We start from the raw sequence: 19,715 nt of genomic DNA, 5'->3' as shown, positions 1-19,715 counted from the left end.
CAGGTAGTGTGCCGGGCCTTTCCGTCCGCCACACCCTAGGAGTCCGTTCATGTCCCGCGTCATCCGCGCCCCCCGTGGTTCCACCCTGTCCTGCAAGGGCTGGGTCCAGGAAGCCGCGCTCCGGATGTTGATGAACAACCTCGACCCGGACGTCGCCGAGCGTCCCGAGGACCTCGTCGTCTACGGCGGTACCGGCAAGGCCGCCCGCGACTGGCCCTCGTTCGACCGCATCGTCGCGAGCCTCCAGGACCTGGGCGAGGACGAGACGCTGCTCGTCCAGTCCGGCAAGCCGGTGGGCATCTTCCGCACGCACCCGGACGCGCCGCGCGTGCTCATCGCCAACTCCAACCTCGTGGGCCGCTGGGCCAACTGGGAGCACTTCCACGAGTTGGAGAAGAAGGGCCTGATGATGTACGGCCAGATGACCGCGGGCTCGTGGATCTACATCGGCACGCAGGGCATCCTTCAGGGCACCTACGAGACCTTCGCCGCCGCCGGCCGCTTCCACTACGGCTCCGATGACCTGGCGGGCCGGCTCATCCTCTCCGGCGGTCTAGGTGGCATGGGCGGCGCGCAGCCGCTGGCCGCCACCATGAACAACGCGGTGTTCCTCGGCGTGGAGATCGACCCCACCCGCGCCCAACGCCGCGTGGAGACGCGCTACCTGGACGTCGTCGCCAAGGACCTCGACGAGGCGCTGGCGATGGTGAAGGAGGCCCAGGAGAAGCGCGTGGGCCGCTCCATCGCCGTCATCGGCAACGCGGCGTCGGTGTTCCGCGAGCTGTACCGCCGGGGCATCAAGCCGGACCTCGTCACGGACCAGACGAGCGCGCACGACCCGCTCAACGGCTACATCCCCACGGACCTGTCGCTGGAGGCCGCCGCCGAGCTGCGTCAGCGCGACCCGGAGACGTACGTGCGTCGCGCCCGTGAGTCGATGATCATGCACGTGCAGGCGATGAACGACTTCAAGGCGGCCGGCAGCCACGTCTTCGACTACGGCAACAACCTGCGCGGTCAGGCGGAGCTGGGCGGCATGACGAACGCCTTCGAGTTCCCGGGCTTCGTGCCGGCGTACATCCGCCCCCTCTTCTGCGAGGGCATGGGCCCCTTCCGCTGGGTGGCCCTCTCCGGAGACCCGGAGGACATCCGCGTCACGGACCGCGTGGTGCGCGAGCTGTTCCCGCAGAAGGCCTCGCTCCAGCGCTGGCTCAACATGGCCGAGGAGCGCGTGGCGTTCCAGGGCCTGCCCTCGCGCATCTGCTGGCTGGGCTACGGCGAGCGCGCCAAGGCGGGCCTCGCCTTCAACGAGCTGGTGCGCAAAGGCGAGGTGAAGGCGCCCATCGTCATCGGTCGCGACCACCTGGACTGCGGCTCGGTGGCGTCGCCCAACCGCGAGACGGAGGCGATGAAGGACGGCACGGACGCGGTGGCGGACTGGCCCATCCTCAACGCGCTGGTGAACGCGGTGAACGGCGCCTCGTGGGTGTCCTTCCACCACGGCGGCGGCGTGGGCATGGGCTACTCGCTGCACGCGGGTCAGGTCATCGTCGCGGACGGAACGCCGGAGGCCGCGCGCCGCATCGAGCGCGTGCTCACCAGCGACCCCGGCATGGGCGTGCTGCGCCACGCGGACGCGGGCTACTCCGAGGCCATCGACGTGGCCAAGCAGCGCGGCGTGAAGATTCCCGGCATCACCACCTGAGAATGGAGTCCGCCGTGACACGCTTGCGCGGTGCGGTCATCGGGCTGTGGAGCGTCGCCGTCGCGGCGGGGACGGGGTGCGCCCCCACGGCCATGGGCCCCATGGTGATGCGCATGGGGCCCGGGCGGCCGGACCAGAACGTCCTGCAGATGGGCATGCGCTCCGGCCCCCGGCTGAGCGCACCCGTCGTGGGCTCGCAGCCGTCCCTCCCCGCCGGGGACCGGTTCCGCGGCGACGAGTCGAGCTTCTCCACGCAGCAGTGGGGCATGGCGTTCGACGCGGCGCTGACGATTCCGCTGTCGGAGCGGCTGCACCTGCACACCGGCATGCAGGGGGAGATGTTCCTGCCCGTGCCCCTTCCCGCGTATGGCCTGTATGCCGGAGCGTCGTACTACCTGGGGTCGGAGCAGTGGGGACTGGCCCCGGCCGTGTCGGTTCGCGGCGCGTCCGACTTCGGGCTCATCAACTCCCGAGGGGGTCCCGGCAGCATCTTCGGCACGGAGGCCTCCTGCGCGCTGACGATGCAACCGGAGAAGAACGTCTCACTGGGCCTGGTTCCGTTCGTGTCGTGGCACGCGGTGGTCGCGGGAGGCCGCACCGAGCAGGCGCTGTACTACGGCGGCGTGGTGGCGGCGCGCGTCTCCTGGGGCGGGTTGAATGACCTGGAAGTGTCAGGCGGCTTTGGCCGCGCGAAGGTCGGCAAAGGGTTGAGCTGGAACGTCCCCATCATGGGTGCTCGCGGAGGTCGTTGACGCATGGACAGGCTCGAGTTGCTGGTTCGAAACACCTCCGAGGTGCTCACGGTGGAAGGCACGCACCGGGAGCGCGCGGAGGACGCGCTCACCCCTCGCCCGGGCGCGGTGGTGGGCGTGAGCGGTGGCCGTGTCACCTACGTGGGCCCGGAGTCAGGGTTGCCCGCGGGCGCGGTGGGTCCTGGGACGGAGGTGGTGGACGCCCAGGGCGGCTTCGTGGGTCCGGGCTTCGTGGACCCGCACACGCACCTCGTCTTCGCGGGTGAGCGGTCCGCGGAGTTCGACCTGCGCAACCAGGGCGCCACGTACCTGGAGATCGCCAAGGCGGGGGGCGGAATCGCGGGCACGGTGCGAGCCACGCGGGCCGCCAGCGAGGAGGAGCTGGTGCAGCTCGCCCTGCCCCGTACGAAGCGCCTGCTGGCGCAGGGCGTGACGACGGCGGAGGTGAAGAGCGGCTACGGGCTCAACCTGGAGACCGAGCTGAAGATGCTGCGCGCGGTGCGGACGCTCGGCACGCTCACGCCGCTGGAGCTGGTGCCCACGCTGCTGTGCGCGCACGCGCTCCCCGAGGAGTACAAGAGCCGCCGCGAGGACTACGTGCGGCTGTGCATCGAGGAGATTCTCCCCGCTGTCGCGGGCGAGGGGCTGGCGCGCTTCTGCGACGTCTTCGTCGAGGACAGCGCCTTCACCGTGGACGAGGCGCGGCGCATCCTCAGCGCGGGCATGTCGCTGGGCATGCAGCCCAGGCTGCACGCGGACCAGATCACCGCCTTTGGAGCCTCCGAGCTCGCGGCGGAGCTTGGAGCCGCAACGGCCGATCACCTGGAACAAGTGACGGACGCGGGATTGCAGGCGCTGGCGGCGGCCAACGTCACCGCCGTACTCGTGCCGACATCGACGCTGTTCCTGCGCATGCGACCGTACGCTCCTGGACGACGCATCCGTGATGCGGGGCTCAACATCGCTTTGGGGACCAATGTGAATCCCGGCTCCGCCATGAGTGAAAACACGGCGTTGGCGCTGGGGCTTGCGTGCCTGGAAAACGGACTTACGGCCGCCGAGGCGTATTGGGGAGCCACCCGGGGCGCCGCGTTGTCATTGGGGTTGCAACAGCACGGCAGGCTGTCCGTGGGCGACCCGGCCGACCTGGTGGTCTTCGGCTGTGCTTCGTACCGTCATCTGCCCTACCATCTAGGAATCACCCACGCGCGTGTCGTGGTGAAGGCCGGGCGCATCCATGTCCGCCAGCCGATGGACGGCTGCATGTGAACCGGCGTCGCAGAGACACGACGGCCCCGCGTGGGTAAGAACGGGACGACATCCGTCAGGGCCGGACGTTAGGAGTCATCGTCACCCGCCATGTGCCGACTATTTGGATTCCGTTCCGCCATTCCCGCAGCAGTCCACCCCGCCCTGGTGACGGAGAAGAACTCGCTCCTCATCCAGTCCCGCGAGCACAAGGACGGATGGGGAATCGCCGCGTACGGCGTCGAGCAGTCGCCGGTGGTGGCACACGGTGTGGGCCCCGCGCACAGCGACCCGGACTTCGAGCGGGTGAGCAGCCGGGTGTCCTCGCACACGGTGGTGGCGCACATCCGGCTCGCGTCCGTGGGCGCGGTGGAGCTGCGCAACTCCCACCCCTTCCTGCACGGCCGCTGGTCGTTCGTGCACAACGGCACGCTGCGCGAGTTCGCCACCCACCGGGCAGCCGTGGAAGCGCTCATCTGCCCGCGGCTGAAGACGAACATCAAGGGCACCACGGACAGCGAGCGCTGCTTCTACCTGTTCCTCACCCGCCTGGCCGCCCGGCACCCGATCGACCGCGAGGTCACCGTGGAGGCCGTGGCGCGCGCGTTGGCGGAGACGATGTCGCTGGTGGCGACGATTACGGACGAGCCGGGGCAGGACGCGCGGTCCGCGATGAACTTCCTGGTCTCCGACGGCAACGTCATGGTGGCCACGCGGCGCAACCGGACGCTGTTCGTGTCCACGAATGGCGCGCGCAACGAGGAGCCCTCGCTGCCGTCGCCGGGGACGAAGCTGGAGCAGCTCGTCGTCGCCAGTGAGTCGCTCTGCGGCGGGCCGTACTGGGCGCCCGTGGCCGAAGAAGACGTTATCGGCGTGGACGCGAATCTCGTGTTCCACCATTGGCGGGTGCCGGAGCTCACGGGCACGGACCTCCTCTCCACGGCGAAGCAGGACGCCTCGCGCAGCGTGGCGTAGGGCCCAGGGTGCGCGCCGAGCTCGTCGACCGCTGGCTGACGACCGATGGTCAGCGTCGCCGCTCGGAACTCGTGCGGATGGGCTTGTGTGGCAACTGGCCTGAGGCGTTGAGTGGTTTCGAGGCAGCCTCTGAGCTGGGTGACAATCCGCGGGACCTCCGCGGCATCGACCTGTCGGGGCAGGACCTGCCAGCCAAACTGCGCGCCATCCTGAACGAGCCGGACTGGCGCATCGTGCAGATGGATGCGGGTTGGGCCGCTTCGGGCCCCGATGAGGCGGGCCGCGCGCATCCATCGGTCACTGTTCGGAAATGTCGGGACATTTCAGCCGCTAAAACCCCCGACATTTCCGAACAGCTAGCTGCGCTGCGGCTCCGGAACGCCCCCGTGTGCGTCAGGGCATCCAGGCTTCGAGCAGCGCCGCGGGCCTTGCGCCAAACGCCTCGGCCATCAAGTCGCGGGCATCGCCGCCGGTGTGCTTCAACGTGACGCGCAGGTAGTCGCGGGGCGCGGCCTGGGGAATCTTGTCCAGCCACTCGACCAGCATCGCGCTGTCGGTGCCTTCCAGGTCCAGGAAGCCCGTGGCGTACAGGTCGTCGTAGTCCGTCAGGCGGTACAGGTCCGCGTGGTACAGCGGGATGCGCCCGGCGTACGGATAGACGATGGCGAACGTGGGGCTCGCCACCTCGGAGCGAGGCACCTTCGCCCCCTCCGCCACGCCGCGCACCAGGTGTGTCTTGCCCGCGCCCAGGTCGCCAATCAGCCCCACGAAGTCACCGGGTTCCAGCAGCTCGCCCAGACGGACACCCAGCCGGTGTGTCGCGTCGGGGGACTCCAGCCGCACCGTCCGCACCGCCGACGTCTCCGCGCTCATCGTTCCCACCGAAGCCACACCTCACACAGCCCTTGTTCCACGATGTCTCCCGCGACCAGCCCGAGCTGTCCGCGCTTCGCCGCCGCCAGGTCCCCCGCGAGGCCGTGCGCGTACACCGCCGTCCAGAGGGCCGCGGGCACCGGCAGCGACTGCGCCAGGAACGCGCCGCAAATTCCCGACAGCACATCCCCCGAGCCGCCCGTGGCCATGCCCGGGTTGCCGGTGGTGTTGAGGTACACGCGCCCGTCCGGGTCGCTCGTCAGCGTCCGGTCCCCCTTGAGGACCAGCGTCACCTTCAGCCCGGTCGAGAACTGACGGGCCACGTCCAACCGGTGCGCCTGGACCTCCTTCGTGGACTTGCCCGTCAGCCGCGCCATCTCGCCCGGGTGCGGCGTCATCACCACCGGGCCCTTCGCCCGGCGCAGCACTGACAGGTCCGTGGCCACCGCGTTGAGCGCGTCCGCGTCCAGCACCGCGGGAATCTCCACGCGCGCGAGCAGCTCGCCGATCAGCGCCCCCGTCTCGTCGCCCCGAGGAATCCCCGGCCCGATGACGAGCGCATCCTTCCCCTCCGCCGCCGCCACCAACGCGTCCAGGTCGCCAAGCCCCAACGGGCCGGTGGCCTCCAGCGGGATGCCCATGATCTCCGCGGAGTGCGCCTGGATGGAGTCCAGCGCATCCGACCGCGCCGCCACGGTGACGAGCCCCGCGCCCGAGCGCAGCGCCGACTTCGCCACCAGGGCCGCGGCCCCCGTCTTCCCTCGGCCGCCCGCGACCACCAGCACGTGGCCAAACGTCCCCTTGTGCGAGTCCGCCTTGCGCACCGGCAACGTGCGCCGAGCGTCCGACTCCTCCACCACGAAGAGCTCGGGACCAGAGACCTCCTTCGAGGACTCACCGCCCATCCCGATGTCCACCCGGTGCACGTGCCCACACAACGTGGCACCGGGCTCCAGCACCTGCCCCGGCTTGAGGAAGCCAAACGCCACCGTGGCATCCGCTTCCACGCATGGAGAGAAGGGCGCCCCCGAGTCGCTCTGGAGGCCGGAGGGAACATCCGCCGCCACCACCTTCGCCCCCGCCGCGCGCCAGCCCCGGATGGCCACCACGGCGTCCGCGAAGGCCCCCGCGGGAGCACGGCTCAAGCCCGTGCCGAAGAGCGCATCCACCACCACGTCACCCCGACCGGGGGCGTCCACCTCCGCCAGCCCTCGGGGCGTCACCCCGAAGCCCTTCAGCGCCTCCACGTTGCGCCGCGACTCCGGCGTGAGCTTCGCGGCGTCGCCCACCATCACCACCGACACCCGGGCGCCGCGCTCCTGGAGGAAACGCGCCGCCACGAGCCCGTCCCCCCCATTGTTCCCGGGGCCGCACACCACCACGAAGCGGCCCCCCGGATTCGCGAAGCTCCGGGCCACATCCGCGAGCCCGCGCCCGGCGTTCTCCATCAGCAACGCGGAGGGCATCCCGTGGCGCGCTTCGGCGGCCTGCTCGGCCTGGCGCATCTGCGCGGCGGTGAGGACTCGCAACATGGCTTCAATCCCCTTGGTTCTGGAGCACCACCGTGGCGGCGGCGACGTCCGCATCGTGGGTCAGCGCGAGGAAGGCCTCCAGCCCTCGCGCGTCCATGACCTCCCGGGCCACGCCGGACAGTGCGAAATAAGGCGCTCCCCCGTCCCGGCGGACCTCCATGTCCTTCCACCGGATGCCCTTCGGCGCGCCCAGCGCCTTGACCAGCGCCTCTTTCGCCGCGAAACGCGCGGCATAGGCGCTGGCCGAGTCACTGCGCTGGCCACAGAGGGCCCGCTCCGCCTCCGTGTAGACGCGGTTCAGGAAGGGCTCCGCGCGCGGCCCGTCCAGGATGCGCTGGATGCGGGAGATGGAGCAGATGTCCAGGCCCAGGCCCCGGATTCCCATGGTGCCCTACCCCGGGTTGCGCATGAGCTCGAGCATCTCGCGGACGGCCCGCTCGAAGCCCACCAGCACCGCGCGCCCGACGATGGCGTGCCCGATGTTCAGCTCGTCGATTTCGCTGATGCGGGCAATGGGCTGCACGTTGTCGTAGTTGAGCCCGTGGCCCGCGGCGACGCCCATGCCCAGCTTGGTGCCCGCCTTGGCCGCGTCGACGATGCGCGCCAGCTCCCGGGCCCGCTCCTTCTCGTTGCGCGCCTCGCAGTAGCGGCCGGTGTGCAGCTCGATGCGGTCCGCGTTCACCTTGTGCGCCGCCCGCACCTGGTCCAGGTCCGGGTCGATGAACAACGAGACGGCGATTTCGCCATCCTTGAGGTTCTTGATGATCTTCGCGATGTGCTCGCGCTGATTGGCGACCTCGAGGCCGCCCTCCGTGGTGAGCTCCTCGCGGCGCTCGGGCACCAGCGTCACCACGTCCGGCTTGTGCTCGTAGGCGATCTTCACCATCTCCGCGGTGGCGGCCATCTCCAGGTTCAGGAGCGACTGCACCGTCTCACGGAGGATGCGCAAATCCCGGTCCTGGATATGCCGCCGGTCCTCGCGCAGGTGGATGGTGATCTGCTGCGCGCCGGCGAGCTCCGCCAGCGCCGCGGCCGTCACCGGATCCGGATATGTGGTGCGCCGCGCCTGACGCAGCGTCGCCACATGGTCCACGTTGACACCCAGTCGCTGTCCCATCGACCGCACCTCGCTTGAGCGCGGCCGTGGGATTGTCGAGGGCCCCGGTGCGCGCCGGCCCTTCTTCATGCCGCCGGCGTCCGGAAGTCAACCGCCGAGCGCAGTGAGAACTAGCTGCTCAGCGCCTTGGACAGCGCGTCCGCGATTTCCTTCGCGTACGCCTGGTTGCGGGCGGCGTCCTCGCCCTCGATGAGGACGCGGGCCTTGGGCTCGGTGCCGGAGAAGCGCACCAGCACGCGGCCGGAGTTGCCCAGGCGCTGCTCCACGCTCTTGATGACCTTCATCACCGTGGGAAGCTCGCCCAGCTCCTTCTTCTGCTTCACGACGACGTTGAGCAGCGTCTGGGGCACGGGCTCGAAGATGGAGGCCAGCTCGCTCAGGGGCTTGCCGGCGCGGCACATCACCGCCAGGAGCTGGAGCGCGGCCAGGGTGCCATCACCCGTGGTGGTGTGGTCCAGGAAGATGAGGTGGCCGCTCTGCTCGCCGCCCAGGTTGTAGCCGTTGCGGCGCATCTCATCGACGACGTAGCGGTCACCCACGCGCGTGCGGGCCACCTTCACGCCGAAGCGGGCCACCGCGCGCTCCAGGCCGATGTTGCTCATCACCGTGGAGACCAGCATCTTCTTCTTGAGCTGCTTGCGGGCCACCAGCTCGCCGGTGCAGATGGCCATGATGGCGTCGCCATCCACGACCTTGCCCTTCTCATCCACGACGATGAGGCGGTCGGCGTCACCGTCCAGGGCGATGCCCAGGTGCGCGCCGTGCTTCACCACCGTCTTGGCGAGGTTCTCCGGGTAGAGCGCGCCACACTTGTGGTTGATGTTCTTGCCGTCCGGCGACACGCCGAGCGCAATCACCTTGGCGCCCAGCTCCTCCAGCACCGCGGGGGCCGTCTTGTAGGCCGCGCCATTGGCGCAGTCGACGACGATGGTCATCCCCTCCAGCGTCAGCTCGCGCGGGAAGGTGGCCTTGAGGAACACGATGTAACGGCCGCGCGCGTCCTCCATGCGGAAGGCCCGGCCAATCTTGGTGGCCGTGGGACGGATGGAGTCGATGGAGCCGCTGGACACCAGCTCTTCAATCTTGCCTTCCGTCTCGTCCGGAAGCTTGAAGCCGTCGCGCCAGAAGAACTTGATGCCGTTGTCCTCGTAGGGGTTGTGCGAGGCGGAGATGACCGCGCCCGCGTCCGCCCGCATGGAGGTGGTGATGTTGGAGATGCCGGGCGTCGGCAGCGGGCCGACGAGCTCCACGTCCACGCCCATGGAGGTGAGGCCCGCGGCGAGCGCCTGCTCCAGCATGTAGCCGGAGAGCCGGGTGTCCTTGCCCACGATGACGCGGTGACGATGCGGACCGTTGCGGATGAGGAACGCGAGCGCTCGCCCGAGCTGCATCGCGACTTCGGCAGTCATGGGATAGACGTTCGCCTTCCCGCGAACACCATCCGTGCCGAACAGCTTCTGGGAAGCCTGCGCCTCCTTGGGAGGCATGTTCATCCTGTACGCCATGTGTGCCGCTCCGCCTTTCCCACGCCGGGCCTGCGCCGGCCTCTCGACGTCGGGGCTTATACCCCGCCCTCTACGCGGGACCGAAGTTAGGAACCCACTGCTCCCTGGGCAACCTCCCAGGCATGCAGGCCGTCGCAAACTAGAAGAGGTTGCGAAATCAGTACCAACCGAATCGCCCGCGTCCATACACGGCGGCTCGGGGGGCGGCCAGAGGAAGATGCCGGCGAAAACACCGGGGACAGCCCCGGCCGGGCCACACCCTGAGGGCTGAAAGCCACACCTTGTTACCGGGCGTAGAGCGCTCCGCCGTCCTCGCCGCGCCGGATGGCGTCCGCGACCGCCAGCGCATCCCGGGCCTCGGCCACGTCGTGGACCCGGACCACGTCCGCCCCGCCCAGCGCGGCCATGGACGCCACGGAGCCCAGGGTCGCCGCCAGCCGCTCGGAGGCAGGCTTCCCGCCCGCCAACCGGCCGAGGAAGCCCTTCCGGCTGGTCCCGACGAGCAGCGGCAGCCCCAGGACGCGCAGCTCGTTGAGGCGGCGCAGCAGGAAGAGGTTGTGCTCGAAGGTCTTTCCAAAGCCGATGCCCGGGTCCAGGAGGATGCGCCCCCGGGGAATGCCGGCCGCCTCGGCCCGAGCGATGGCGTCCTCCAGGAAGGCCAGCACGTCCTCGACGAGGTCGTCGTAGCGCGGTGCCTGCTGCATCGTCGCGGGCGTGCCCTGGATGTGCATCAGGCAACAGGCGGCGCCGGCTTCGGACACCACGCGGGGAAGCTCGGCGTCGGCGCCGAAGCCCGTGACGTCGTTGATGAGGTGCGCTCCGGCGCGGAGTGCCTCGCGGGCCACGGCGGCCTTCGTGGTGTCCACGGAGAGCGGCACGGCGGTCCGCGCGCGAAGGCCCTCGATGACGGGCACGACGCGGGCCAGTTCGTCCTCGACGCTCACGGGCAGCGAGCCCGGCCGGGTGGACTCACCGCCCACGTCGAGCAGGTCGGCTCCCGCTTCCGCCAGGGCGAGCCCGTGGGCGATGGCGGCCTCCGTCGAAGCGAACCGCCCTCCGTCGGAGAAGCTGTCCGGCGTCACGTTCACCACGCCCATGACATAGGTGCGGGCACCCCATTCGAAGCGCCTGTCGCCCAGGGATAGTGCCGGGGGTGTGGCGCCCGAGGCCAGCGCGGACTCCACCGCCGAGGCCAGCGCGGTCAGCCCTCGGCCCTCCGCGCGCGCAGTCGCCACCCAACGGTGAAACTGCTCGGCACGTCCGGACAGCAGGCCGGTTCCGGGCCGGGTCTGGACGTCCCCGGCGAGCCATACGGGCAAAGCCTCCGGAGCGCCGTGGGGGGCGGAGACGACTGGAGGAAGGCGACTTCTTGCGGGCCCAACCCCGTGAGGAGCAGGCGGGTGTGCGGTTGGGACTCCCGCAGCGCGGCCTGCGATGCGGCGGCCAGCCCCAGCCGCCGAAAGGCGAGGACGAGGTCGGACAGGTCCTCAGCGGTGACGGGGCGGGCGCGAATCATGGAGGGCTCCAGGGCAGAGGATGCACACCGCCACCAGGACGGGACGCACCCTCCCTACCCTACCGCCCTGGGAAAGACATGGGGCGCGGGCGTCCAGAATCATCTCCACTGCGCTGCCGCATCGGCGGCGGCAAGAAGCCTCACGCCTCCAGCGGTTCCGTCGTGATCTCCACCGTCGCCGTCGTCATCAACTTGTGGACGGGGCACTGCGCGACCGCGTTGTACAGCCGCTGTTTGTCCTCGGGAGACAGCGCCCCGTGGAACACCAGCTTCACCTTCAACCCATACGTCCCCTGCCGCTCCCGCGAGTCGTCGCGCTCCACCTGGGTCTCCACCCGCTCCAGCGCGAGACCATGGCGCTTCGCGTACCACGTGGCCGTCAGCGCCTTGCAGGCCGCCAGCGCCGCGTCGAAGTAGTCATGCGGGCCGGGCGCGGAGTCCTGCCCGCCCAGGGCCGGAGCCACATCCGCGTGCAACGTATGGCTGCCCGTCGAAAGGACCTGGCGGAACACTCCGGGCTTCTCGGTCTGGCTGTGAATCGTCATGGGGTTTCCATCCAAGGAAGAACGTGGGGTCACAGCGGGACCGGAGGCCCGGTAACGGCGCCTCCGGAAGGGTCCTCGAAGACAGCTCAGGCGGCCTGCTCGCCCTGCGCCTTCACGGCCTGAATCTCGATGGCGATCTCAATCTTCTCGCCCACCAGCACGCCGCCCGTCTCCAGCGCCTGGTTCCACGTCAGGCCGAAGTCACGGCGATCCACCGACGTCTTCGCCTCGAAGGCGGCCTTGGTGTTGCCCCAGGGGTCCTTGCCCACGCCGAGCTGCTCCGCCTCCAGCACCACCTCGCGGGTGACGTCACGGATGGTCAGGTTGCCCGTGACCTTCAGCCCGTTGCCAGACGTCTTCTCCACCTTCGTGCTCTGGAAGGCGATGCTGGGGAACTTCTCCACGTCGAAGAAGTCCGGCGAGCGCAGGTGGTTGTCGCGCTGCTCGACGCCAGTGTCGACGCTGCCCGTCTCGATGGTGACGGCGACGGACGAGGCGGCGACGTTCTGCTCGTCCAGCGACACCGCGCCGCTGAACTTCCGGAAGCTGCCCCGCACCTTCGCGATGACCATGTGGCGAACGGAGAAGTGGATGCCGGAGTGGGTCGTATCGAGATTCCAGGTCGTGGTGGCCATGAGGTGCCTTCCTTTTTCGTAAAGCGGTGTGTTCGACGAGGAGGAAGGTAGCGGTGGCCCCCCGCCTTGATTAGATGGGCCAAATTGGAAGAACTGTTCCACCCACGGAACAAACACCTCGGCAAGGAAGGGCGATGGACCTCAACGAACTCCTCATCTTCGCGCGCGTGGTGCAGTCCGGCAGCTTCACGGCCGCGGCCAAGGGCCTGCGGATGCCCAAGTCCACGGTGAGCCGGAAGGTGTCGGAGCTGGAGACGCGCGTGGGCGCGCAGTTGCTACAGCGGACCACCCGCAAGCTGCGCCTCACCGACGTCGGCCGGACGTACTACGAGCACTGCGCGCGCATCGTCGCGGAGGCGGAGCAGGCCGAGCTCGCGGTGACACGGATGCAGGCGGCCCCCCACGGCCTGCTGCGCGTGACGACGCCGCTGACGTTCAGCTTCATCGGGCCGTTGCTCGCCCGGTTCCTCGAGCAGTTCCCGGAGGTCCAGCTCGAGCTGGTGTGCAGCGACCGCAACGTGGACCTGATGGCGGAGGGTTTCGACGTGGCGGTGCGCGCCGGGCGGCTGGCGGACTCCTCGCTCATGGCCCGGCGGCTGGGCAGCGTGGAGCGCGTCGTCATCGCCTCGCCCAGCTACCTCAAGGCCCGGGGGACGCCCAAGACACCCAAGGACCTGGAGAAGCACGACTGCCTCCTCTTCGGCAACGGACTGGAGAACAACGTCTGGACCCTCTTCGCCGGCACACGCTCCGTGGACATCAAGGTGCCCGCGCGGCTCGTGGTGAATGAACCCGACATGGTCTACGCGGTCGCGCGAGCGGGCGCCGGCATCGCCCTGCTGCCCAACCTCCACTTCTCCTCGGAGCTGACCTCCGGGCGTCTGCAGCGCATCCTGCCGGACTGGCACTCCACGGAGACGCCCGTGCACGCCGTCTACCCGAGCACGCGCCACCACTCCCCCAAGGTGATGGCCTTCGTGGAGTGCCTGCGAGAACACTGGCCCAGGCTCGTGTGACAGAGGGACTGTTCCACCCATGGAACGATGCTTCCCATTGTCCACGCCTAGTACCGGAGCGCCTCCACGCACATCATGATTCTCGAAACAGCGGCCGCCCTTCAGGCGCTGCCGCGGAAAGGAACATCATGATTGCCATTCGACCCTCGGAAGCGCGCGGCCACGCCAACCACGGCTGGCTCGACTCCCACCACACCTTCTCCTTCGCGAGCTACTACGACCCGGACTTCATGGGCTTCCGCGCCCTGCGCGTCATCAACGAGGACCGCGTCGCGCCTCACGAGGGCTTCGACACGCACCCGCACCGGGACATGGAAATCATCACCTACCCGCTCAGCGGGGCCATTGCCCACCGCGACAGCACGGGCGGCGAGGGCCTGCTGCGCGCCGGTGAGGTACAGCGGATGACGGCCGGCACGGGCGTGCTGCACAGCGAGATGAACGGTGCGAACGAGAACCTGCACTTCCTGCAGATTTGGATCATCCCGGACCGCCGGGGCCTGACGCCCAGCTACGAGCAGAAGGCCTTCACGGAAGCCGAGCGCCAGGGGCGCTGGCGGGTGGTGGTCAGCCCGGACGCCCGCGACGGCAGTCTCACGGTGCACCAGGACGTGGTGCTTCACGCGACGCTGCTGGGCAAGGGCGAGCAGGCGGAATACACGCTGGCGCCAGGCCGCCATGTCTGGCTCCAGGTGGCGCGCGGCAAGGGCACCTTCAATGGCGTGGAAGTGAAGGCGGGTGACGGCGTCGCGGTGGCGGAGGAGTCGAAGTTGGTGCTGACCGCCTCGGAGCCCATCGAAGCCCTGCTGTTCGACCTGGCCTGACCTGAATCGCTGAACGAAAGAGAGCAAGACGATGAGCCGGGATGACATGAACGCGGAGCAGCTTCCCCCTTCGATGGAAACACTCATCGTCGCGCCCTCACGGGACTTGGGCGACGGGTTCGAGGTGCGGCGCGCGCTGCCCTCGGCCCGCCGCCGGATGGTGGGGCCCTTCATCTTCCTCGACCAGATGGGCCCCGCCGGCTTCGCGCCCGGCATCGGGCTGGATGTGCGGCCGCATCCGCACATCGGCCTGGCCACCGTCACCTACCTCTTCGACGGAGAAATCATGCACCGGGACAGCCTGGGCACCGTGCAGCCCATCCGTCCCGGCGCGGTGAACTGGATGACGGCCGGCAACGGCATCGTCCACTCGGAGCGCACCGGCCCCGGCCACCGCGCCGCGGGCAGCAAGCTCTTCGGGATGCAGGCGTGGGTGGCGCTCCCCAAGCGCCACGAGGAGACGGCCCCGGCCTTCGTCCACCACCCCGAAGACACGATGCCCTTCCACGAAGGGGAAGGCGTCCGGCTGCGCGTCATCACGGGCGGCATGCACGGCCAGCGCTCGCCGGTGCAGACGCTGTCGGACATGTTCTACGCGGACGTGGCGATGGACGCCCAGGCGCGCTTCGTGATTCCGGCCGAGCACGAGGAGCGGGCGGTGTACGTCGTCGAGGGCACGGTGGAGGTGGACGGCGTCGCCTTCCAGCCGGGAGAGCTGCTCGTCTTCCGGCCGGGTCAGTCAGTCACCCTCCACGCCACCACCGGCGCGCGGATGCTGGCGCTCGGCGGTGAGCCCATGGACGGGCCGCGGTACATGTTCTGGAACTTCGTCTCCAGCTCGAAGGAGCGGCTGGAGCAGGCCAAGGCGGACTGGCAGGCCCAGCGCTTCGCCCGCGTCCCGGAGGAGACGGAGTTCATCCCGCTGCCCGAGGCACCCCTCCCCGTCCGCTACCCCTGAGCGAGGCGAGGCGCTCAGGCCCCGCAAAGACGAAGGCCCTTCCCACGCTGCTGGGAAGGGCCTTCTTCATTTCAGCGGGACTGAAGCGGTGCGGCTCAGGCCTTCTTCGGCTCCATCGCCGGCAGGCCCTCGAGCGCGTCGAGGATCTTCCGCTTGTCCTTCTTCTCCGTCGCCTTCGGGGGCGCATTCACGCGCGGGGGCGGACGCTCACGGGTCAACTGGCCACCCTGGAGGAGGATGTTCACGTCCTCGGCGTCCAGCGTCTCGTACTCCACCAGCGCGTCCGTCACGCGGCGCAGGGCCTCGATGTTCTCCGTCAGCAGTTGCTTGCCACGCTCGTAGCTGCCCACGACGATGCTGCGGACCTCGGCGTCAATCTGCCGGGCGGTGTCCTCGGAGTAGTCCTTGGACGAGTTGAAGTCGCGGCCCAGGAACACCTCGCCGTCGCTCTTGCCGAACGCCAGCGGGCCCATCTTCTCGCTCATGCCCCAGCGGCACACCATGGCGCGCGCCGTCTCGGTGGCGCGCTCGATGTCGTTGGCGGCGCCGCTGCTCATCTCGTTGAACATGAGCTCTTCGGCGATGCGGCCGCCCATGGCCATGGAGATCTGGTCGAGCATCTGCTTCTTGTAGCCGTTGACCTTGTCCTCGGTGGGCAGGCTCCAGGTGACGCCCAGGGCCTGACCGCGCGGGATGATGGTGACCTTGTGGAGGGGGTCGCAGCCCGGCAGCAGCTTGGCGAGCAGCGCGTGGCCCGCCTCGTGCGTCGCCGTGTTCCGCTTCTCCTTCTCGGTCATGATCATGGAGCGCCGCTCGGGGCCCATGAACACCTTGTCCTTGGCGGCCTCGAAGTCGCTCAGGTCCACGCGCTCCTTGTTCTGCCGCGCGGCCATCAGCGCCGACTCGTTGACGAGGTTCTCCAGGTCCGCGCCCGTCATGCCCGGCGTACCGCGGGCGATGACTTCCAGGTCCACTTCCGGCGCCAGCGGCACGCGGCGGGTGTGCACCTTCAGCACGCCCAGACGGCCCTTCAGGTCGGGACGCGGCACCACGATGCGGCGGTCGAAGCGGCCGGGGCGCTGCAGCGCGGGGTCCAGCACGTCCGGACGGTTGGTGGCGGCAATCAGGATGACGCCGTCGTTGGACTCGAAGCCGTCCATCTCCACGAGGAGCTGGTTGAGCGTCTGCTCGCGCTCGTCGTGCCCACCGCCCAGGCCCGCGCCACGGTGGCGGCCCACGGCGTCAATCTCGTCGATGAAGATGATGCAGGGGGCGTTCTTCTTGCCCTGCTCGAACAGGTCACGGACGCGGCTGGCGCCCACGCCCACGAACATCTCCACGAAGTCGGAGCCGGAGATGGAGAAGAACGGCACGCCGGCCTCGCCGGCCACCGCGCGGGCGAGCAGCGTCTTGCCCGTACCCGGCGAGCCCATCATCAGCACGCCCTTGGGAATCCGGCCGCCCAGCTTGGTGAACTTCTTCGGATCCTTCAGGAAGGCGACGATCTCCTCGAGCTCTTCCTTGCACTCGTCCGCGCCGGCCACGTCCGCGAAGGTGACCTTGTTGTGGCTCTCACTGAGGAGCTTGGCCTTCGACTTGCCGAAGGTCATCGCCTTGCCACTGCCACCCTGCAACTGGCGCATGAAGAAGATGAAGAACAGGAAGAGGAAGACGACCGGCATCCACTGACCGAGGATGGTCAGCCAGAGGCTGTTCTGCTCCTCCCGCTCGTACTTCACGTCGACGCCGTTGTTGCGGAGCTGGTTCAGCATCGCCGCATCCGGCGCCGGCCCGGTGGTCCGGAACTTCTCCGACGTGTCGGTGAACTTGCCGGAGTAGGTGTTGCCCTTGACGGCAACTTCCTTGACCTTCTTCTCCTCCACCTTCGTCAGCAACTGGGTGAAGGACGGTTCCTGGACCTGGTCATTGCCCTGGGAGAAGAAGTTGTAGAAGGCGACGAAGAGGACGATCAGGATGACCCAGAGCCCGATGGTCTTGTAAGTCGAACGCACGTGTCAGCTGCCCTTTCGGAACTCGGCGGGATGAGGGCCGCGCCAGGAAGAACCCCAGCTTTATCCATCACTTGGCCGACACCAGGCGAGCTACCCAGCGGCGGACCGTATCAGCAACAGCAAAAAGCCCTCAACTATTTAGGGGGCCGCGCCCATCCCCCGAACTGCGACTCTGCCACTCTATAACGCCGCGGTCCGCTGAATGCTCGAACCGGGGGGAGCCGCCCAGAGGAACGCCCTGAAGGCCCCGTGTGAAGCCGTGGGTGGCCAGAGACCGGGGAGCCACAACACCTGCCCCTCGGCATCCGTCACCACGGGCCGCGTGGCCCGCACCTCCGCGGGCACCCGAAGATCCACCAACACATCTTGGAGTTTTCGTTGTCCCCCGTTCATGCGCACCCGGTCTCCGGGGCGGCGCGTCCGGACGGTCAGCGGCCAGCGCGTCCCCTCCCCGAGCCCCAGCCCGTACACGCCCGCGGGCGGCCGCGAGGGTTCAACGGAAAATTCCCAGCCCGTGCCCTCGAGCGCGCCCCGCGCACCCGCACGCTCCAGCCGCAGCGCGCCGGGCGCGGGCGCGGGCGCGGGCGTCTGACGCACGCAGCGCACCCGGCCGCTCGTCGCACGCAGCAGGTAGCCTCGCCCGAGCGTGGCCGTCGCTCCGTCCGCCACCGCGCGCTGCACGCGCGCCAGCGTGGCCTCGTCCACCGCCGCGTCCACCTCCGCCACGAGCCGGGCGAGCACCCGACGCCGCAGGGCGGGCTCCAGCGCGCGCACGCCCACCGCGTCCAGCGCGCCATCCTCCAGGCGCAGCCGGTCGAATGCCGCGTCCGCCAGGGACGACAGCAGCGCCTCGTCCTCCGCCGCGACGCGCGCGAACGCCGCCAGGCGCGGCGCCACCGCGAAACCCGCGGCGCGGGACAGGGCGGGCAGCACGTCCTTGCGGACGCGCGTTCGGAAGTGAACAGGGTCGGCGTTCATAGGGTCTGTCACATAAGCAACACCCTGCTCCGCCAGAAATGCCTCGATGTCCGCGCGGGTGCGCTCCAGCAGCGGCCGGACCAGGCCCGCACGGGCTTCCTGGATGCCCACGGCCCCGCGCAGCGCGGTGCCACGCGACAGGCGCATCAACAGCGTCTCCGCCTGGTCCGACGCCGTATGCGCGGTCGCCACCGCGTCCAGGCCCCGCTCGCGCCGGAGGGCCTCCAGCGCCGCGTAGCGGGCCTCGCGTGCTCGCGCCTCGACACCCGGCCCCGCCCGCAGGCCCAGTGACTGGACGTGGCAGGGCAGCCCCTTCGCGGCCGCCAGGACGGTAACCGAGCGGGCCTCGTCAGCCGCCTCCCGACGCAGCCCGTGGTCCAGGGTGGCCACCTCCACGCGCAGCCGCAGCTCCGAGGCGACGTCCGCGGTGCCCACCAGCAGCGCCACTGAATCCGCGCCGCCCGACACGGCGAGCAGCACGGAGCCACCCTCCAGGCCCAGTCGCCTGTACGCCGCGCGAAGCGTCGTCCTCAGCAGGGGTGTCGCGGAATCGTGACGGGGCATCGGACGGCGGGGGAATGGAGTGTCGGGTGGGCCGGTTACAGGGACAAGCGCGGTTGATGGCAGGGGGGCTGATTCTTATGATCGTCACAACATCGAATCGACGTGCAGGCGGTAGCGGAAATACACGCGGCCGCGCACGTTGTTCTGGGGACGGTCGAATTTTGAGCTGTTGGACCTAGGGGTCCCCCCCCTCCCCCTCTGGGTCCACGGGTCCGCCCGGAGTTCATCTCCAGGCGGTCCCTCTTTCCGAAACGCCCCGGCCTCCCTCGTGGAGTCCGGGGCGTTTCCTTTTTCGCGCACGGTTGCACAGCTTACGTGCGACTGGACGAGCCGGGGGACGGACCGTGCGGCCGCGGAATGAGTCCTTGGAAACCGTTGACCCTCTTGGGAGTCTGTCGGATAACGGCCCAGGTGTGTTCAGGTCGTCACCCCGAATCCGCCCCGGAGACCCAAGTATGGCAGGCACCGACAAGCGCAAGCAGTCGCTGTACTTCCCCGAGGAGATGCTGAAGGAAATCCAGGAGGAAGCGACCCGACAGGACCGCTCTCTTTCGTGGGTCGTTCAGCAAGCGTGGAAGATCGCCCGCGAGCGAATCAAGTCGTTCCCCGCCGTCAACGATGTGACTGGCGACGAGCGCCAGGACCCTCGGGAGGAGTAACGACGGATGGCAACGACGGACCATCGTAAGCAGAGTCTCTACTTCCCCGAGGACATGCTGGAGGAGATCCAGCGCGAAGCGACCCGTCAGGACCGCTCGCTGTCCTGGATTGTCCAGCAGGCGTGGAAGGTCGCGCGTGGGGACATCCGGAAGATGCCCTCGGTCAATGACGTGCTCAGCCCGCCGCCGCGTCCCGCACCGGCTCCGGCACCCGCGCCCGCCCAGCCCGCCACGGCCGTTGCAGTGGCCACGCCCTCGGACGAGCCCAAGTAGGCGGCGGAAGCCGGGCCTTCGTCACGGC

At 69.3% G+C, this 19,715-nt stretch carries 20 protein-coding genes; 9 read left to right on the top strand and 11 right to left on the bottom strand.

What is annotated here, in order from left to right; all coding sequences use genetic code 11:
- Nucleotides 1-49: 49 nt before the first annotated feature.
- The 4 genes from hutU (at nucleotide 50) to A176_RS12320 (ending at nucleotide 4,680) form a co-directional block, all read left to right on the top strand.
- Complete coding sequence (hutU, locus tag A176_RS12335; protein WP_002638631.1) at nucleotides 50-1,705, top strand: urocanate hydratase; 1,656 nt, start codon at nucleotides 50-52, stop codon at nucleotides 1,703-1,705.
- Nucleotides 1,706-1,719: 14 nt separating this feature from the next.
- Nucleotides 1,720-2,457, top strand: a complete 738-nt coding sequence (locus tag A176_RS12330) for a hypothetical protein (protein ID WP_002638632.1) — start codon at nucleotides 1,720-1,722, stop codon at nucleotides 2,455-2,457.
- A 3-nt stretch (nucleotides 2,458-2,460) separates the two neighbouring features.
- On the top strand, nucleotides 2,461-3,726 hold the full coding sequence (hutI, locus tag A176_RS12325) for an imidazolonepropionase (protein WP_002638633.1): 1,266 nt from the start codon (nucleotides 2,461-2,463) through the stop codon (nucleotides 3,724-3,726).
- A gap of 90 nt (nucleotides 3,727-3,816) precedes the next feature.
- Nucleotides 3,817-4,680 (top strand): class II glutamine amidotransferase, encoded by an 864-nt coding sequence (locus A176_RS12320; protein ID WP_044889088.1) that lies wholly within the window; start codon nucleotides 3,817-3,819, stop codon nucleotides 4,678-4,680.
- 393 nt (nucleotides 4,681-5,073) lie between these two features.
- On the opposite strand, the gene tsaE is transcribed toward A176_RS12320, so the two are convergent.
- The 9 genes from tsaE to A176_RS12275 all read right to left on the bottom strand — a co-directional run bounded on the left by tsaE (nucleotide 5,074) and on the right by A176_RS12275 (nucleotide 12,403).
- Nucleotides 5,074-5,553 carry a tRNA (adenosine(37)-N6)-threonylcarbamoyltransferase complex ATPase subunit type 1 TsaE gene (gene tsaE / locus A176_RS12315; RefSeq protein WP_044889087.1) on the bottom strand — a complete coding sequence of 160 codons (480 nt, stop codon included), beginning with the start codon at nucleotides 5,551-5,553 and terminating at the stop codon, nucleotides 5,074-5,076.
- Complete coding sequence (locus A176_RS12310; protein ID WP_002638636.1) at nucleotides 5,550-7,085, bottom strand: NAD(P)H-hydrate dehydratase; 1,536 nt, start codon at nucleotides 7,083-7,085, stop codon at nucleotides 5,550-5,552. Before A176_RS12310 ends, tsaE begins: the two co-directional genes overlap by 4 nt.
- Before the next feature lie 4 nt (nucleotides 7,086-7,089).
- Entirely contained in the window at nucleotides 7,090-7,470 is a 381-nt protein-coding gene (gene acpS / locus A176_RS12305) for a holo-ACP synthase (protein WP_002638637.1), read from the bottom strand.
- A 6-nt stretch (nucleotides 7,471-7,476) separates the two neighbouring features.
- Nucleotides 7,477-8,202: a pyridoxine 5'-phosphate synthase gene (locus tag A176_RS12300; protein WP_002638638.1), complete on the bottom strand. Its 726-nt coding sequence runs from the start codon at nucleotides 8,200-8,202 to the stop codon at nucleotides 7,477-7,479.
- A gap of 110 nt (nucleotides 8,203-8,312) precedes the next feature.
- On the bottom strand, nucleotides 8,313-9,707 hold the full coding sequence (gene glmM / locus A176_RS12295) for a phosphoglucosamine mutase (RefSeq protein ID WP_002638639.1): 1,395 nt from the start codon (nucleotides 9,705-9,707) through the stop codon (nucleotides 8,313-8,315).
- A 284-nt stretch (nucleotides 9,708-9,991) separates the two neighbouring features.
- A complete protein-coding gene (folP, locus tag A176_RS12290) occupies nucleotides 9,992-10,942 on the bottom strand; it encodes a dihydropteroate synthase (RefSeq protein ID WP_226994291.1) in 951 nt (316 codons plus the stop codon).
- Nucleotides 10,909-11,223 carry a hypothetical protein gene (locus A176_RS39890; RefSeq protein ID WP_049872281.1) on the bottom strand — a complete coding sequence of 105 codons (315 nt, stop codon included), beginning with the start codon at nucleotides 11,221-11,223 and terminating at the stop codon, nucleotides 10,909-10,911. The genes folP and A176_RS39890 overlap by 34 nt, the downstream gene beginning before the upstream one ends.
- 140 nt (nucleotides 11,224-11,363) lie before the next feature.
- Nucleotides 11,364-11,768: an OsmC family protein gene (locus tag A176_RS12280; protein WP_002638641.1), complete on the bottom strand. Its 405-nt coding sequence runs from the start codon at nucleotides 11,766-11,768 to the stop codon at nucleotides 11,364-11,366.
- Between the two features lie 86 nt (nucleotides 11,769-11,854).
- The gene (locus A176_RS12275; RefSeq protein WP_002638642.1) at nucleotides 11,855-12,403 is read right to left on the bottom strand and encodes a YceI family protein; all 549 of its coding nucleotides are present in this window, start codon (nucleotides 12,401-12,403) and stop codon (nucleotides 11,855-11,857) included.
- Nucleotides 12,404-12,537: 134 nt separating this feature from the next.
- Here A176_RS12275 and A176_RS12270 point away from each other — a divergent pair, with 134 nt between their 5' ends.
- From A176_RS12270 to A176_RS12260, 3 genes are all read left to right on the top strand, one after another.
- On the top strand, nucleotides 12,538-13,419 hold the full coding sequence (locus A176_RS12270; RefSeq protein ID WP_002638643.1) for a LysR family transcriptional regulator: 882 nt from the start codon (nucleotides 12,538-12,540) through the stop codon (nucleotides 13,417-13,419).
- Nucleotides 13,420-13,547: 128 nt separating this feature from the next.
- A complete protein-coding gene (locus A176_RS12265) occupies nucleotides 13,548-14,243 on the top strand; it encodes a pirin family protein (RefSeq protein ID WP_002638644.1) in 696 nt (231 codons plus the stop codon).
- A gap of 31 nt (nucleotides 14,244-14,274) precedes the next feature.
- Entirely contained in the window at nucleotides 14,275-15,201 is a 927-nt protein-coding gene (locus A176_RS12260; RefSeq protein WP_002638645.1) for a pirin family protein, read from the top strand.
- Between the two features lie 95 nt (nucleotides 15,202-15,296).
- Here A176_RS12260 and ftsH read toward each other — a convergent pair whose 3' ends face one another.
- On the bottom strand, nucleotides 15,297-17,213 hold the full coding sequence (ftsH, locus tag A176_RS12255) for an ATP-dependent zinc metalloprotease FtsH (protein ID WP_002638646.1): 1,917 nt from the start codon (nucleotides 17,211-17,213) through the stop codon (nucleotides 15,297-15,299).
- Nucleotides 17,214-17,393: 180 nt separating this feature from the next.
- On the bottom strand, nucleotides 17,394-18,755 hold the full coding sequence (gene tilS / locus A176_RS12250; protein ID WP_044889086.1) for a tRNA lysidine(34) synthetase TilS: 1,362 nt from the start codon (nucleotides 18,753-18,755) through the stop codon (nucleotides 17,394-17,396).
- A gap of 455 nt (nucleotides 18,756-19,210) precedes the next feature.
- Between tilS and A176_RS12245 the strand changes: the two genes are divergently transcribed.
- Nucleotides 19,211-19,414 (top strand): TIGR04563 family protein, encoded by a 204-nt coding sequence (locus tag A176_RS12245; protein WP_002638649.1) that lies wholly within the window; start codon nucleotides 19,211-19,213, stop codon nucleotides 19,412-19,414.
- A 6-nt stretch (nucleotides 19,415-19,420) separates the two neighbouring features.
- Nucleotides 19,421-19,687, top strand: a complete 267-nt coding sequence (locus tag A176_RS12240) for a TIGR04563 family protein (protein ID WP_002638650.1) — start codon at nucleotides 19,421-19,423, stop codon at nucleotides 19,685-19,687.
- Nucleotides 19,688-19,715 lie beyond the last annotated feature (28 nt).

The organism is Myxococcus hansupus (genome assembly GCF_000280925.3).
Taxonomy (GTDB): Bacteria; Myxococcota; Myxococcia; order Myxococcales; family Myxococcaceae; genus Myxococcus; species Myxococcus hansupus.
The sequence above is the reverse complement of the archived record's forward strand: the minus strand, read 5'-3'. Positions and strand labels throughout refer to the sequence as shown.

Coding starts and splice junctions, on each gene's coding strand:
- A176_RS12240 (WP_002638650.1), top strand. CDS start 19,421: ATGGCAACGACGGACCATCGTAAGCAGAGTCTCTACTTCCCCGAGGAC.
- acpS (WP_002638637.1), bottom strand. CDS start 7,470: ATGGGAATCCGGGGCCTGGGCCTGGACATCTGCTCCATCTCCCGCATC.
- A176_RS12265 (WP_002638644.1), top strand. CDS start 13,548: ATGATTGCCATTCGACCCTCGGAAGCGCGCGGCCACGCCAACCACGGC.
- A176_RS12280 (WP_002638641.1), bottom strand. CDS start 11,768: ATGACGATTCACAGCCAGACCGAGAAGCCCGGAGTGTTCCGCCAGGTC.
- tilS (WP_044889086.1), bottom strand. CDS start 18,755: ATGCCCCGTCACGATTCCGCGACACCCCTGCTGAGGACGACGCTTCGC.
- A176_RS12270 (WP_002638643.1), top strand. CDS start 12,538: ATGGACCTCAACGAACTCCTCATCTTCGCGCGCGTGGTGCAGTCCGGC.
- glmM (WP_002638639.1), bottom strand. CDS start 9,707: ATGGCGTACAGGATGAACATGCCTCCCAAGGAGGCGCAGGCTTCCCAG.
- A176_RS12300 (WP_002638638.1), bottom strand. CDS start 8,202: ATGGGACAGCGACTGGGTGTCAACGTGGACCATGTGGCGACGCTGCGT.
- A176_RS12245 (WP_002638649.1), top strand. CDS start 19,211: ATGGCAGGCACCGACAAGCGCAAGCAGTCGCTGTACTTCCCCGAGGAG.
- A176_RS12260 (WP_002638645.1), top strand. CDS start 14,275: ATGAGCCGGGATGACATGAACGCGGAGCAGCTTCCCCCTTCGATGGAA.
- A176_RS12320 (WP_044889088.1), top strand. CDS start 3,817: ATGTGCCGACTATTTGGATTCCGTTCCGCCATTCCCGCAGCAGTCCAC.
- A176_RS12275 (WP_002638642.1), bottom strand. CDS start 12,403: ATGGCCACCACGACCTGGAATCTCGATACGACCCACTCCGGCATCCAC.
- tsaE (WP_044889087.1), bottom strand. CDS start 5,553: ATGAGCGCGGAGACGTCGGCGGTGCGGACGGTGCGGCTGGAGTCCCCC.
- hutU (WP_002638631.1), top strand. CDS start 50: ATGTCCCGCGTCATCCGCGCCCCCCGTGGTTCCACCCTGTCCTGCAAG.
- hutI (WP_002638633.1), top strand. CDS start 2,461: ATGGACAGGCTCGAGTTGCTGGTTCGAAACACCTCCGAGGTGCTCACG.
- A176_RS39890 (WP_049872281.1), bottom strand. CDS start 11,223: ATGATTCGCGCCCGCCCCGTCACCGCTGAGGACCTGTCCGACCTCGTC.
- A176_RS12310 (WP_002638636.1), bottom strand. CDS start 7,085: ATGTTGCGAGTCCTCACCGCCGCGCAGATGCGCCAGGCCGAGCAGGCC.